Source organism: Streptomyces sp. NBC_01439 (assembly GCF_036227605.1).
Classification (GTDB): domain Bacteria; phylum Actinomycetota; class Actinomycetes; order Streptomycetales; family Streptomycetaceae; genus Streptomyces.
On the sequence record NZ_CP109487.1, the window covers coordinates 6188588 to 6202414 of the forward strand.

The window sequence follows — 13827 nt, forward strand, 5'->3', positions numbered from 1 at the left end:
CGGTCCGGAGCTGGGCCGTCTCTGGGCCGTCGGAGGTGGCCCAAGGACGCCCACCGACGACCAACGACGCCCACGATCGCGCGGGGCCCCTGACTTTCGACCCCAGGTCAGGGCCCCCGGGCCATACGCGTTTCCCCCGGGGTATGGACGCCTGGCAAGATGGGGTGTATCTGCCCACCATCGATCTGCCGGACGGTTTCTCTTGGCTGAGTTCATCTACACCATGCGCAAGACGCGCAAGGCGCACGGCGACAAGGTGATTCTTGACGACGTCTTCCTGAACTTCCTGCCCGGCGCGAAGATCGGTGTGGTCGGCCCGAACGGCGCCGGTAAGTCCACCGTCCTCAAGATCATGGCGGGTCTGGAGCAGCCGTCGAACGGTGACGCCTTCCTCTCTCCCGGCTACTCCGTCGGCATCCTCATGCAGGAGCCCAAGCTCGACGAGTCCAAGACGGTCCTCGAGAACGTCGAGGACGGTGTCGGCGAGATCAAGACCAAGCTCAACCGGTTCAACGCGATCGCCGAGGAAATGGCGACGAACTACACCGACGAGCTGATGGAAGAGATGGGCAAGCTCCAGGACGACCTGGACCACGCCAACGCGTGGGACCTGGACGCCCAGCTGGAGCAGGCCATGGACGCCCTGGGCTGCCCGCCCGGCGACTGGCCGGTCACCACCCTCTCCGGTGGTGAGAAGCGCCGCGTGGCCCTCTGCAAGCTGCTGCTGGAGGCTCCCGACCTGCTGCTCCTCGACGAGCCCACCAACCACCTCGACGCCGAGTCCGTGAACTGGCTGGAGCAGCACCTGGCCCAGTACAAGGGCGCCGTCGTGGCCGTCACCCACGACCGCTACTTCCTCGACAACGTCGCCGAGTGGATCCTCGAGCTCGACCGCGGCCGCGCCCACCCGTACGAGGGCAACTACTCCACCTACCTGGAGAAGAAGTCCGAGCGCCTCAAGGTCGAGGGCAAGAAGGACGAGAAGCGCGCCAAGCGCCTCAAGGAAGAGCTGGAGTGGGTCCGCTCCAACGCCAAGGGCCGCCAGGCGAAGTCCAAGGCCCGTCTCGCTCGCTACGAGGAGATGGCGGCCGAGGCCGACAAGATGCGCAAGCTCGACTTCGAGGAGATCCAGATCCCGCCGGGCCCGCGCCTGGGCTCGATCGTGGTCGAGGTCAACAACCTCTCGAAGGCGTTCGGCGACAAGGTCCTCATCGACGACCTGTCGTTCACGCTGCCGCGCAACGGCATCGTCGGCATCATCGGCCCGAACGGCGCCGGCAAGACCACGCTCTTCAAGATGATCCAGGGCCTCGAGACCCCGGACTCCGGCGAGATCAAGGTCGGCGAGACCGTCAAGATCTCGTACGTGGACCAGGGCCGCGCCAACATCGACCCCAAGAAGACCCTCTGGGCGGTCGTGTCGGACGAGCTGGACTACATCAACGTCGGCAACGTCGAGATGCCGTCCCGCGCGTACGTCAGCGCCTTCGGCTTCAAGGGTCCGGACCAGCAGAAGCCGGCCGGTGTGCTCTCCGGTGGTGAGCGCAACCGCCTCAACCTGGCGCTCACCCTCAAGCAGGGCGGCAACCTGCTGCTCCTCGACGAGCCCACCAACGACCTCGACGTCGAGACCCTGTCCTCGCTCGAGAACGCGCTGCTGGAGTTCCCGGGTGCGGCCGTGGTCGTCTCCCACGACCGCTGGTTCCTGGACCGGGTCGCCACGCACATCCTGGCGTACGAGGGCGACTCGAAGTGGTTCTGGTTCGAGGGCAACTTCGAGTCCTACGAGAAGAACAAGATCGAGCGGCTCGGCCCGGACGCCACCCGTCCGCACCGCGCCACCTACAAGAAGCTCACCCGAGGCTGAGGTCGCCGTCATGGCCAGACACCACTACCGGTGCCCCTTGCGTTGGGCGGACATGGATGCCTTCGGGCACGTCAACAACGTCGTCTTCCTCCGCTATCTGGAGGAGGCGCGGATCGACTTCATGTTCCGCCTCGCGCCGGGGGAGGGCAGTGAGTCCTTCACCGGCGGGTCCGTCGTGGCCCGTCACGAGATCGACTACAAGCTGCCCCTCGTGCACCGTCACGAGCCCGTCCTCATCGAGTCCTGGGTGACCCGGATAGGCGCCGCGTCCCTGACCATCCGCTACGAGGTCAAGGACGAGGCGACCGAGGACGCGCCCGAGACGGTCTACGTGCGGGCCGAGACGGTGATCGTGCCCTACAACCTCGCTGCGGGGCGGCCCCGCCGCATCACGGCCGAGGAGAGGCACTTCCTCGAGGAGTACCTCGACGAGCCGCGCGCCGAGGCCGTCGCGGCATGAACGACCAGTTGCGCTTCGCCGATTCCGGGGAGGCGGCGGACCTCGCCGCCTTCCTGGGCCGGCTGGTGCACTACGACCGCGCCGCCGCCGTACGCCTCCAGGCCGGCGGCGGCGCGCTCGCCGTCTTCGGACGGCCGCCGTCCTTCGACATCCTGGCCGTCCGTTCGGTGCGGCTCGCCGCACCCGTCGCGATGCCGCTGGACCTGACGGTGTCCGCCGGTGAGCTGCTGGAGTCCGTGGACGAGGCCTCGGCCGAGGCCACCGTGCCCGCGCCGGTCACCGGACCGCCCTGGGCCGGCGTGCTCCCGCCCCGCGGCGGCTGGCGACAGGTTCCGGGGCTGCCCGGCCCCGAGGCGATGGGAGCGGCCGTGGCCGCCGCCGTCGCCGAGTTCCGGGCCCGGGACGAGGCCCTGCCCGTGCAGCACCGGACCCGGTCCGAGCGCGACCGCATCGGCCGCGAGATCTGGTCCCGCACCCTGGGCGACACCGAGCTCCCGCTGCGCGCCGTGCACGCCGCGCAGTCCCTGGGCTTCCTGCGGCCGGTACGGGCCGCCGTGCCCGCCCCCGCCGCCCAGCCCGACGCCCCCGCCCCCGTGGCACTGCTCGCCTCCGGGACCTGGCTGCGGCTGCGCACCCCGTACGGCTCCGTCGCCATGCGCCGCCCCGGCGTCACCGGCGGCCTGGGCGCCCTCCAAGTCCGGCCGGTCTGAGTCCCGTAGCGTCCGCTATCCCGCCGTATTGATCATCGAGGCGGCGGCGTACGTCAGGTACTTCCACAGCTGCGCCTCGTGCTCCGGCGCCAGGCCCAGCTCGTCCAGCGCGACCCGCATGTGCCGCAGCCACGCGTCGTGAGCGGCCGTGTCGACCTGGAACGGCGCGTGCCGCATCCGCAGGCGCGGGTGGCCGCGGTGCTGGCTGTAGGTGGTCGGACCACCCCAGTACTGCATCAGGAACAGCGCGAACCGCTCCTCGGCGGGGCCCAGGTCCTCCTCCGGGTACATCGGGCGCAGCAGCGGGTCCTCCGCGACCCCCTCGTAGAAGCGCCGGACGAGGCGGCGGAAGGTGTCCTCGCCGCCCACCTGCTCGTAGAAGGTCTGCTCGTGAAGCGTGCCCCGCGGAATCTCATTCACCCGACCATCGTCTCAGACGCCCGGATCCAGGACCGAGGTCCTAGGACCACCCCCCGGTCCCCCTCGCGTTCGCACGCGGCGGCCCGGCGCAGGACAGTGGAGGCATGGCCGCACACACCGCGCACACCGAGACACGGGACCTGCGGGAGACCGCGCACGCAGCCCAGGTGCGGGAGCTGACCGCCGCCGGCGTGCTGGAGGATCCGCGCTGGCGGGCGGCCTTCGCCGCCGTGCCCCGGCACGTGTTCGTCCCGTACTTCTGGACCGGCCGCGGCGCCGGTCACGAGCGGCTGTGGGCCGAGGACCCCGACCCCGAGCGTCGGGCCCGCTGGCTCCGCGGGGTCTACGTCGACACCCCGCTGGCGACGCGGATGCGCGACGGCCTGCAGGTCTCCTCCAGCAGCCAGCCGTCCCTGATGGCGAAGATGCTGGCCGCCCTCGACGTGCGCGACGGCGACGACGTCCTGGAGATCGGCGCGGGCACCGGCTACAACGCGGCCCTGCTCTGCCACCGGCTCGGCGAGGAGCACGTCACCACCGTCGACCTGGACGAGGAGATCACCGAGTCCGCGCGGACGCACCTGGCCGAGCTCGGCTACCACCCGGTGGTGGTCACCGGGGACGGGGCGCGCGGCTGCCCCGCCCGGGCTCCGTTCGACCGGATCATGGTGACCTGCACGCTGCCCCTGGTCCCGCACGCCTGGCTCGGCCAGTGCCGGCCGGGGGCACGGATCCTGGCGCCGCTGTCGACCGGCCTGATCGCGCTGACCGTCCGGGACGCCGGTTTCGCCGAGGGAAACTTCCTGCACACGTCGGCGTACTTCGTCCCGCTGCGCGGGGCCACGGCCACCCCGCCGCCCGCCCCGGCCGCCGCGGAGTACGGGCTGCCGTACGAGTGGGTGGAGAACGAGCGCTTCCAGTTCATGCTCGTGCTGACCGCGGGCGCACTGCACCCCCGCGAGGCCCTGGACCTGTGGCGCCGCGAGGGCCGCCCGGCCCGCGAACGCTTCGGGGTCTCGGTCAGCACCGAGGGCCAATGGTCATGGCTGGACGATCCCCAGGGGCCGTACGTGTGGCCCCTGGGGGAGGGATGAATCAGCCGCGGCGGATCGTGATCGTCGTCCAGGCGCCCACGTGGACGCGGTCGCCGTCGGTGAGGGGGACCGGGACGTAGGGCTGGATCGGTTCCTCGCCGCCGTTGATGGTGGTGCCGTTGGTGGAGTTCTGGTCCACCACCGCCCAGCTGAGGTCGGGCTGCTGGACGAGCACCGCGTGCTGGTGGGAGACGCCCGGGTCCTCCGGGGGCACCGACAGGTCGATGTCGGGGGACTCGCCCGTGGAGGCCCGGCGGCGGCCGATGGTGATCTGGCCGCCGGACAGCGCAAGGTGCTGCTCCGGGGAGTAGGCGGGCAGGTTGAGCCCGGCGGCCTCGGGGCCGCTGCGCTGCATCATCGCCATGAAGTACGAGCGGTCGGGGCCGACCGTCGCGCTCCAGGCGCCCCCGCCCTGGGGCGGGAAGGGCTGGTGCTGCGGCGGAGACTGCTGCTGGTACTGCTGCTGGGGCGGCGGTCCCTGCTGCTGGTACTCCTGCTGGTACTCCCGCTGTTGTTGCGGCGGGGGCTGCTGCTGGTACTGGGGCTGCGGGGCCTGCTGGTACTCCAGCGGCGACTCGTGCGCGGGCGGCGGCAGCAGCCAGTCGTCCTCGCGCTGGAGCGGCTCGGCCGGCCGGTTGACCCGGGACGGCCGCGAGCCCTGGTACTCGAAGTGGTCCTGGGAGTAGGTCCCGGGAGCGGGCACGGGCGGCGGAGGCGTACCGCGGCCCCCGGCACCGCCACCGACGCCGACACCGGTCGCCTGGGGTCCCGGTTCCGGGGTCGGCGGCGCGTACGAAGTCGGGGTACGGGTGAGGTAGTTGTAGCGGCATTCCTCGCAGAACGGGGCCATGGCTTCGCGCGGGGTCCGGCACTGCGGGCAGAGCTCGGCCTGGGCGGTCGGTTCACCGGCGGTCGGGGGGAAGCCGTAGCCGTAGGAGGGCACCGGCGGCGGTCCCTCCGAGGCAGACATGCGATGGCCGCAGACCTCGCACCAGTCGTCGGACGCGGACTGGTGCCCGTTCGGGCAGGTCGGCATGGCGGCGCTTCCCCCTTCTTCTCCCTGCGTCATCACGTCAGGTCTTCTCAGGTCTTCTTCACTCGGACGGTCTGCGTCGAACGCGTGTCAAGAGTCATCTCGTCGGCATCGGCGACCTTCGCTTTCAGCCGCACAGTACCCGCCACTGCGTCCACCACATCCACCACCTTCGCCAGGAGTCGTGCCGTGTCGGCGTTTCCGGAAGAACTCGCCAGTTGTACCGCACGCCCCAGCTTGGCCGTGGCACTACCCACATCGCCCATTTTGCGGGCTTCCAGGCCCTGCTGGATAGCCTCTGCCAGTTCCGCCTGTCCGGTGTAGTGGGCGACCTGCGCGTTGATGGCGGTGGAGGCCGCCAGATCGTTCGTCCACACAGCGCGCACCAGGCCCTGGGCCAGGACGGTCGGCTTCTCGTCCGGCCCGCCCGCCGCGGCCGGCAGCACGAGCGTGGCGCGGGCGGCGAGCATCTCCTGGCCCACGGTGGCCGTCGGGACGCGGACGCATACGTGGTACTCGCGGGACTCGTCGCCCCATGACCCGGTCGGGTAGTCGCCGGCGCGCGGGCCCGCCTCGCTGCGGCGGTCGGTCAGGTCCTGGAGGACGGGAGCCACCTGCTTGACGTACTGGATCTCCACGCCGACCGGGGTCCACAGGCGCAGCGCGACGTCCGCGACCTCCTTGCCCATGACGTTCTCCATCATGCGCGTGAAGTCCTCGGCGAGGTGGGCCGGGTCGGCCACGATGTCGGCGGAGCCGAGCAGCGCGTGCGCGATCCCGGTGACCTCCTTGACGTCCCAGTCAGTGCCCACCCCACGGGCGTCGCACGTGAAGCGGCCCGCGCACGCGTCGAGGGTGGCGCGGAGCACGGCCGGCTCCTCGTGCTCGTTGCGGCCGTCGGTGAGCAGGATGCCGTGCCGGATGGCGGCGGTGGAGCCGCGCAGCAGGCCGTCGGCGAGGCGCAGCCAGGTGCCGATGGCGGTGCCGCCGCCGGAGCTCAGCCCGCGCAGGGCCTCCTTGGCCCGGGCACGGGTGCTCGCGTCCGCGATCGCGAGGCGGCCCTGGCCGGGGTAGACCTCCTTGGCCACGTGCGTACCGGCGATCACGGCGAAGGCGGTGCCGTCGCGCAGGGTGTCGATGGCGGCGGCCGTGGCTTCACGGGCGCCGCGCATCTTCTCCGGCGGGTACTCCATGGACCCCGAGCAGTCGACCATAAGCACCACGGCCGCCGTGCCGTCGGCGACCGGCGCGCGCGTGGCGGTGGCACCGCCGGTGGCGGTGACCGTGACGATGGCGTGGACGTCCCGTCCGCCCTCGGGGAGGAACTCGTTCTGATACACCTCCACGCTGAACCGTGGGGCACTCGGCTTGGCGAAATTCGCCATCGGTTGGACTCCTAGGGGGCTCGGGCAGGCGGGTCAGACCTGCGGGCGCGCTTCCACTTCCTATTCCGGTCCTGCCGCCGGGCCCGGCTCCGCATCCGGTCCCGGTTCCTGCTCGGGGTGCGTGGCGAACGGCACGACCGCCACGGTGACGTTGTCGTGGCCGCCGCCGTCGAGCGCGTACCCCACGAGTACCTGGGCGCTGTGCAGCGGGCGGGTCGCGGCGTCGGCGGGTACCACCTGGGCCATCTCCCGCGCGGATTCCGCGTAGTTCCACAGTCCGTCGGTGCAGACCACCACCACACCGGGGTGGTCGGGCTTGAAGGTCGCGGTGTGCGGGTCGAGGTCGTACGCGTCGGCCCCCAGCCAGCCGGTGATGGCGTGCGCGCGGACGTCCGCGTAGGCCTCGGCCTCGCCCATCAGACCGGCGGCGACCATCTGGGCGGCCCAGGAGTCGTCCTCGGTGAGGCGGCGGGGCAGGGCGGCGCGGTCGTCGGGGACCCAGTAGGCGCGGCTGTCGCCCACCCAGCCGATGGTCAGCAGGCCACCTCCGATGACGGCGCCGACCAGGGTGCAGGCGGGGGCGTTCTGCGCGCCGGGGGTCTCCGGGGCCAGGGCGTTCACCGCCCGGGCGGCGGCCAGGATGGCCTCGTGCATGGCCTCCTGGGGGTGGGCGCCGCGCGGGAGCGCTTCGAGCAGCGCCTCGTTGGCGGCGACGGCCGCGGCGGCCGACGCCTCGTCGGGGCGGCTGGCGGAGGAGACGCCGTCGCAGACGATGGCCACGGTGGCGGCGGAGCCGTCGGGCAGGGCGGTGGCCGACACGGCGAACGAGTCCTCGTTGCGGTGGTGGCGCAGGCCCCGGTCGGTGACGGCGGCGACGCTCCCGAGTTCCTCCTCGATGTGGTCGCGCTCGCGGGGCTGCGCGTGCCCGCAGTGCTCGCAGTACCCGTCGGTGTCGACGTGCCCGGCGCGGCAGGCGACGCAGGTCTTCCCGCCGGCCGGTCCGCCGGGCTGGGGCGGATTCTCGTACGGGGCTTCGCCCGGCCCCCAGGGCGTCCCCTCCGGAGGCGTGCCGGGGTCGCCCCCGGGCCGGTCGTGGCGGGTCTCGGGGATGTCCGCGGCGCCGTACGGGTGCTCCGCCGCGCCCCACGGGGTGCCTTCCGGCGGGGTGCCGGTGCCGTAGGGGTTCCCGTGGCCGGAGGTCGCGTACGTGACCCCCACCGGACCCTGCCGAGGTTCCCGTTCCGGCTCCGGTTCAGCCGGCGTGGTGATCCAGGCACCCGGATCGCCGACCAGCGTCGGCGCGGCCGCTGCCACGCTGCCCCAGCCGGGGGCGGGCTCGGCCGCGGCGTGCGGGACGCCGGGGGCCGGGCTCCCGTAACCGCCCGCCGCGGCGCCCGCGGCGGCCGGCCGGGCCGGCGGCGCCGATGGGGCCGGCGGCGCTGGCGGTGCCGGTGGGATGGGGATGGTCGGGTGGTCCACGGCGGCCGGGGGAGGAGCGCTCACGGCGTAGCCGCAGACGCCGCAGAAACGGTCACCCTCCTCCAGGGGTTCCGCGCAGCTGGGGCAGCCCGACAGCCGATGCATCGACATCACTCACACCCACGTCCGGGGACGGAAACGGTTTGCCCGCTCCACCAGTTCGATCCTTTCCTCGCCACGCCGCGCCAGCCGTGCGAGGACGCGGTACGAGCGCTCCAGTCCGAAGCGCAGGCCCCGCTCGTCCAGTTGACTGCCGAGCAGCGAGGTCCGGCCGGGGTCGGAACCCCGGCTACCCGACAGTACCCAGTCCAGGGCCGAGCCCAGAACCTCCGCCCGGAGCCGCTCCTGCCGCTCCGGGTCCAGCCCGAACCGCCGCAGGGCCTCCACCTGGTCCGCTGCGGCCGCCAGGTCGGCCAACAGCGGCTCCTGCGGGGACCGGTCGCGCAGACGTGCCCGTACGGCTGCCACCCGCGCGGCGGTGTAGTGGATGGACGCTTCCGGTACGGATTCCAGCGTGCGCACGGCTGCGTCCCGGTCCCCGGCGGCCAGTTGGACACGGGCCAGTCCGAAGGCCGCGCTCACGAATCCCGGGTCGGTGATCCACACGAGGCGGTAGTACTCCGCGGCGTTGTCCAGCTGACCCAGCACCTCCGCGCACAGCCCGAGGGCCAGCTTCGGCGCGGGCTCGCCCGGGAAGGCGTCGTAGATCGCGTCGAAGGACAGGGCCGCTATCTCGTCGTCACCGGTGGCCAACGAGGCGATGCCCCGGGCCCACACCACCCGCCAGTCGTCCGGGTGCCGGGCCTCCAGCTCCGCCAGGGTGCGTCCGGCCTCGGACAGTTCGCCCAGCTCCAGGCGGGCCCGCAGCTCCCGCAGCCGCAACTCGGCCGAGTCGGCCGGCGCCGCGTTCAGGGCGCCCAACAGGTCGCCCGGCGCGGAGGCCAGCAGACCCGTCAGGAACCCGGCGTTCGGGTCGGCCGCGTCCACCAGCGGTACGGGCAGGGCCAGCGCGGTGTCGCGCGCGTCGAGGGGCGTCGCTCTCGCGGAGGCCGGCTCCAGGGGCAGGAGTGCGGGCGCGGCCCCGGCCCCGGTCCAAGCCGCGGCCCCCGCGCCCTGGACCGCAGCGGGCGGCGCGGGTCGCGGACCCGGCACCGGCGCACCGGTCACGTGCGTGGCGGTGGTTCCGAGCGCGGCCACCCCCGCCCCGGCCGGCGGTACCGGGCCGGCGCCGCCCGCCGCGCTGCCGGAGCCCGCGTTCGGCGGGGTGCCAATGATGGGTGCCCGGCCCGGCGAGCCGGGCGCCCCGACGGCGTTCCCCGCGGGCAGGGCGGTGCCGCCGGGCGCGTGCGCTCCGGCCGCGGACCGGCCGCGGCCGGCGAGCCGGAACAACCCGCCGCCGCCGCGCCGCGGGGCGATCGGCCGGTAGCCCAGCCGGGAGACGGCGGTGTCGGCCGCGTCGGCGAACAGCTGGGTGTCCGGAACCCGCAGCTCCGGGCCGAAGAGGGTAGACAGCTGCGGCCGCGGCCGTCCCGTCTGCAGGGCGACCACCTCCCGCAGCACGCCCGTCAGCTGGTCCGCCATCTCCTGCGCGGACGAGAACCGCCGCCCCGGGTCCGGGTCGGTGGCCCGGACCAGCAGCCGGTAGAAGGACTCGTACCGCCGGAACACCTCGATGTGCTCCGGATCCGGCAGCGAATCCACGAACACATTGGTGTAGCCCTGGAAGTCGAAGGTCAGCACGGCCAGTGTCCGCGCCACCGTGTAGAGGTCGGAGGCGACCGAGGGGCCCAGCTCCGCGACCTCGGGGGCCTGGTAGCCCACCGTGCCGTAGATGGCCGACTCGGCGTCGTCCATCCGCCGTACCGCGCCCATGTCGATCAGCTTCAGCTGGTCCTGCTGCTGGATCGCGTTGTCGACCTTGAAGTCGCAGTACAGGAGGTTCCTGCTGTGCAGGTGGCCGAGCGCCTCCAGCGCCTCGATGCCGTAGGCGCACGCCTGCTCCACCGGCAGCGGGTCGCGCCGCCCGTCCGGCCGGCGCCGCTCGTTCGCGATCTCCTTCAGCGACTTGCCGCCGACGTACTCCATGACGATGTACCCGTCCAGCGAACCGGTCCGCTGGTCCAGGTGCTCCACGAAGTTGTAGATCCGCACGATGTTGGAGTGCTCGATCTCCGCGAGGAAGCGCCGCTCCGAGATCGCGGCCTCCATCGCGTCCTGGTCACCGGTGTCCAGCAGGCCCTTGAGCACCACCCACCGGTCCGCGACCGCCCGGTCCACCGCCAGGTACACCCAGCCGAGGCCGCCGTGCGCGAGGCAGCCCGCCACCTCGTACTGGCCGCGCACCACATCACCGGAGCGCAGCTTGGGCACGAAGGAGTACGGGTGCCCGCACTTGGTGCAGAACCCTTCCGTCCGGCCCGGACGGTCGCCCCGGGCGCGACCCACCGGGGCCCCGCAGTCCGAGCGCGAGCAGAACCGCTTGCGCTCCGGCACCTCCGGGTTCTCCAGGACCGCGGTCGAAGGATTCGGACGCGGCACCTCCGGCACGTTGACCAGTCCGGCGCCCAGCCGGCTGCGGCCCGAGGCGGCCGAGCCCGAACTGCGCACCGACACCGAACGGGTGGACGTGGTCCCCGACACCGAGCGCGACAGCCGCCCGGACACCGAGCGGTGCGAGGAGGAGGACCGGGAGGAGCGCGCCGAGGCCGATGACCGCGCCGAGCCGTGGGAGCCCTGCGAGCCCATCGAGCCGCGGGTGCCGCCGGAGCCCAGGGAGCCCCGGGCCGCGCTCGTCATCCCCGTCGGCGGCGACACGAGTTCGTCCGCGCCCGCCGCGATCGAACCGATCGGGGCCAGCCCGCACGTGTCGCAGTAGACCTCGCCGCCGCCCATGTCCTCGTACGTTCCGGGGCAGCCGGGACGAACGCACACGGTTCCGATCAGGCTCATGCGTCTTCCTCCCCCGGCCCCGCGGGCCGCTGTTCCTGGTGTCGCCCTTGCTCGGGCCGGTCCTGGGGCGGCGCCAACGACTCCGCCGTCGCCTGTTGATAGCGCAGGACGGCCTGCTCGGCGGCCCGCAGGTCGCAGGGCGCACTCCACAACATCCGCCGGGCGGCGTCGTACCGCTCGATCAGCAGGCGGTCCTCCGCCATTCCGTGGCGGGCCACCTTCGCCTTGTACGCGTCGAGCCGCCCGCGCAGCTCGGCCCGCACGGCCAGGGGCGCCGTCACGGCGGTCAACGATTCACGGGCCCGCCGGAGTTCCTCATCGGCGCGCTCCTCCAGCGATTCCAGCAGGGGTGAGAGCCGGTGCCAGCGGGCCTGGCGCCGGTGCTCGGCCGCCGCCGCGAGCTGTTCTTGGAGCACCGTGGGCGGGCCGCTCACCGCGGGCACCTCGGACGCGGCGATCTTCGCCAGTACCTCGCCGCGCGCGGTCCGCGCCTCCGCCAGGGTCCGGTCGGCCCGTGAGAGCACGTCCCGCAGGGCGATCAGCCGCTGCTCGGCGTCCTGCCGTACGTCCAGCACCGCCTCGATCTCACGGCGTACGTCCTCCAGTGCGAGCGCGGCCCGGTCGTAGCGGCCGGTGTCCGGACGGCCGCCGCCGGGCGCGGAGCTGCCCGTCGCCGGCAGCCAGAAGGCCAGCGGGTCCGCGATCACCCGGGTGCGCAGCTCCGTCAGCTCGGCGGTGATGTCCTCCAGGTCGTCGCCGGAGGGGTGCTCGCCCGGCCGCACGCCCACCGAGTGGGCCAGCGAGCGGGTGCGGTGCAGCTCGGCGGCGAGCAGGTCGATCCGGGCGGGCAGCGCCGACCAGACGGCGTCGGCGGCGACCACCACGTCCAGCGAGCGCGCGTACAGGCCGTTCATCCGGGCCACCAGCTCGGCGAGCGAGAGCCGCTCCGCCAGCGCGACGCCCTCGGCGGCGGCCCCGGCGATCAGCACTCCGGGCCCGCGCAGCCGCTCGGTCAGCTCGATCAGGTCCTCGCGGTTCGGCCAGCGGCGCCGCTCCCGTACCTCCCGGGCGGCGGTCAGGGCCCCGCTGTAGGCGTCGAAGTACGTCCACAGCCGGGTGATGTCCGCGTCGGCGGTCGTCCACCGCTCCTTGGTGGTCCCGCTCAGCGCGGCGCCCTCCAGCAGCCGGCGTCCGGCGTGGTCCTGGAGGGCGAGCAGCGAGGTCTCGACGGCCTCGTGCTCGGCGCCCAACCGGGCCAGGGCGCGGTCGACGTCGTCCCGGTCCATCACTGCAGACCCCACCTCCACCGACTGTGCCTCCGCTTCCGCCGCCGCCTCCGTGTCCGTCCTCGTATCCTGCCCCGCGCCCGGTCCCGTGCCCGAAACCGTCACGGGGCTCAGCCGTCCCGGTACTTGGGTGCGGGGGGCGCCGTCACACCGGGCAGCACGGGCTGCAGGTGCTTGAGGTACGCCTTCATCCACGGGCTGTCACCGCCGCCCGCACGGTAGTTCTCCAGCACCCTGTTGACCCGGCGGACCAGGTCCGGGGCGTCCTTGTTCATCGCCACCCCGTAGAACTCACGGGTGAAGGGTGAACCCACCAGCTGCACCGACGGGTCCTGGGCGGCCTGACCGGCCGCGAGGGCGTTGTCCGTGATGATGCCGTCGACCTCGCCCAGCTGCAGCCGGACCAGGCAGTCCAGCTGGTTGGCGACGGTGACCGGCACCGAGCCGTACGACTGGGCCTTCAGGGCGGCCTCCGCCGTGGAACCGGCCGCGAAACAGATCCGCCGGTCCTTCAGCGAGGTGTCGTACCCGGTGATCGGCGAACCCTTGGGCGCCAGCACCTGCTGCCCGGCCTCGAAGTAGGCCGTCGAGAAGGCGACGTCCTCCAGCCGCTTGCAGTTGATGGTCATGGTCCGTACGACGATGTCGACGCGCCCCTCCTGGAGGGCGGGGATGCGCTGACTGGTGGGGATGGCCCGGTAGATGACCGCGTTCTCGTCGCCCAGGATGTCCTTGGCGATGGCCTTCACCAGATCGATGTCGAAGCCGTCGAGGCGGCTGCCCTCGGCGGTCTGGTTGCGGTAGCCCCAGCGGAAGCTGTTCTGGTCCACTCCGGCGACGAGCTTGCCGGCCGCCTTGATCCGCGCGATGGCCGCCCCGTCCACGTCGGAGGGGCGCAGGCTGGCCTCGGGGTCCTGGCAGGTGTCGGCGAGGGCCCAGGGCGCGGCCGGGGCCGCCGCCATCGAGGCGGGCCTGTGGAGGGGACGGCCGGTGTCGGGCGTCGCATGGGCCAACGGCAGCAGGACGACTGCGGCGGTCGTCGCGCAGGCGATCGCCATCGCGCTCACCCCGCCCCAGCCGCGCAGCCGGCCGGCGGCGCGGCGCAGGCCCGACGCCGCGCCGGCGGTCGCCGCCCGCCCGGCCC

11 protein-coding genes are annotated in these 13827 nt (G+C 73.1%); 4 read left to right on the top strand and 7 right to left on the bottom strand.

Going from position 1 to position 13827, the window contains the following annotated elements; genetic code table 11:
• The first annotated feature begins 202 nt into the window (after nucleotides 1-202).
• Genes ettA through OG207_RS27995 form a run of 3 tightly spaced genes read left to right on the top strand, consistent with a single transcriptional unit; the run spans nucleotide 203 to nucleotide 3037 of the window.
• Nucleotides 203-1867, top strand: a complete 1665-nt coding sequence (ettA, locus tag OG207_RS27985) for an energy-dependent translational throttle protein EttA (protein ID WP_329101970.1) — start codon at nucleotides 203-205, stop codon at nucleotides 1865-1867.
• A gap of 10 nt (nucleotides 1868-1877) precedes the next feature.
• Nucleotides 1878-2327: an acyl-CoA thioesterase gene (locus OG207_RS27990; RefSeq protein ID WP_329101973.1), complete on the top strand. Its 450-nt coding sequence runs from the start codon at nucleotides 1878-1880 to the stop codon at nucleotides 2325-2327.
• Nucleotides 2324-3037: a hypothetical protein gene (locus tag OG207_RS27995; RefSeq protein WP_329101975.1), complete on the top strand. Its 714-nt coding sequence runs from the start codon at nucleotides 2324-2326 to the stop codon at nucleotides 3035-3037. Before OG207_RS27990 ends, OG207_RS27995 begins: the two co-directional genes overlap by 4 nt.
• A 15-nt stretch (nucleotides 3038-3052) precedes the next feature.
• On the opposite strand, the gene OG207_RS28000 is transcribed toward OG207_RS27995, so the two are convergent.
• The gene (locus OG207_RS28000) at nucleotides 3053-3457 is read right to left on the bottom strand and encodes a globin (RefSeq protein WP_329101977.1); all 405 of its coding nucleotides are present in this window, start codon (nucleotides 3455-3457) and stop codon (nucleotides 3053-3055) included.
• Between the two features lie 104 nt (nucleotides 3458-3561).
• Between OG207_RS28000 and OG207_RS28005 the strand changes: the two genes are divergently transcribed.
• A complete protein-coding gene (locus OG207_RS28005; RefSeq protein WP_329101979.1) occupies nucleotides 3562-4551 on the top strand; it encodes a methyltransferase domain-containing protein in 990 nt (329 codons plus the stop codon).
• Between the two features lies 1 nt (nucleotide 4552).
• Here the strand turns inward: OG207_RS28005 and OG207_RS28010 are convergent, their stop codons facing one another.
• From OG207_RS28010 to OG207_RS28035, 6 genes are all read right to left on the bottom strand, one after another.
• Entirely contained in the window at nucleotides 4553-5587 is a 1035-nt protein-coding gene (locus OG207_RS28010) for an FHA domain-containing protein (RefSeq protein ID WP_329101980.1), read from the bottom strand.
• A gap of 47 nt (nucleotides 5588-5634) precedes the next feature.
• Nucleotides 5635-6969 carry a VWA domain-containing protein gene (locus OG207_RS28015; protein WP_329101982.1) on the bottom strand — a complete coding sequence of 445 codons (1335 nt, stop codon included), beginning with the start codon at nucleotides 6967-6969 and terminating at the stop codon, nucleotides 5635-5637.
• 60 nt (nucleotides 6970-7029) lie between these two features.
• Entirely contained in the window at nucleotides 7030-8559 is a 1530-nt protein-coding gene (locus tag OG207_RS28020) for a protein phosphatase 2C domain-containing protein (RefSeq protein WP_329101984.1), read from the bottom strand.
• Nucleotides 8560-8562: 3 nt separating this feature from the next.
• A complete protein-coding gene (locus tag OG207_RS28025; RefSeq protein WP_329101986.1) occupies nucleotides 8563-11397 on the bottom strand; it encodes a serine/threonine-protein kinase in 2835 nt (944 codons plus the stop codon).
• Nucleotides 11394-12683: a hypothetical protein gene (locus OG207_RS28030; RefSeq protein ID WP_329107940.1), complete on the bottom strand. Its 1290-nt coding sequence runs from the start codon at nucleotides 12681-12683 to the stop codon at nucleotides 11394-11396. Before OG207_RS28030 ends, OG207_RS28025 begins: the two co-directional genes overlap by 4 nt.
• Before the next feature lie 110 nt (nucleotides 12684-12793).
• Nucleotides 12794-13741 (bottom strand): glutamate ABC transporter substrate-binding protein, encoded by a 948-nt coding sequence (locus OG207_RS28035; protein ID WP_329107942.1) that lies wholly within the window; start codon nucleotides 13739-13741, stop codon nucleotides 12794-12796.
• Nucleotides 13742-13827: the final 86 nt, after the last annotated feature.

Bases quoted from the DNA above. Each gene is read 5' to 3' on its own strand.
- OG207_RS27990 (WP_329101973.1), top strand. From the start codon at position 1,878: ATGGCCAGACACCACTACCGGTGCCCCTTGCGTTGGGCGGACATGGAT.
- OG207_RS27995 (WP_329101975.1), top strand. From the start codon at position 2,324: ATGAACGACCAGTTGCGCTTCGCCGATTCCGGGGAGGCGGCGGACCTC.
- OG207_RS28005 (WP_329101979.1), top strand. From the start codon at position 3,562: ATGGCCGCACACACCGCGCACACCGAGACACGGGACCTGCGGGAGACC.
- OG207_RS28010 (WP_329101980.1), bottom strand. From the start codon at position 5,587: ATGCCGACCTGCCCGAACGGGCACCAGTCCGCGTCCGACGACTGGTGC.
- OG207_RS28015 (WP_329101982.1), bottom strand. From the start codon at position 6,969: ATGGCGAATTTCGCCAAGCCGAGTGCCCCACGGTTCAGCGTGGAGGTG.
- OG207_RS28020 (WP_329101984.1), bottom strand. From the start codon at position 8,559: ATGTCGATGCATCGGCTGTCGGGCTGCCCCAGCTGCGCGGAACCCCTG.
- OG207_RS28025 (WP_329101986.1), bottom strand. From the start codon at position 11,397: ATGAGCCTGATCGGAACCGTGTGCGTTCGTCCCGGCTGCCCCGGAACG.
- OG207_RS28030 (WP_329107940.1), bottom strand. From the start codon at position 12,683: ATGGACCGGGACGACGTCGACCGCGCCCTGGCCCGGTTGGGCGCCGAG.
- OG207_RS28035 (WP_329107942.1), bottom strand. From the start codon at position 13,741: ATGGCGATCGCCTGCGCGACGACCGCCGCAGTCGTCCTGCTGCCGTTG.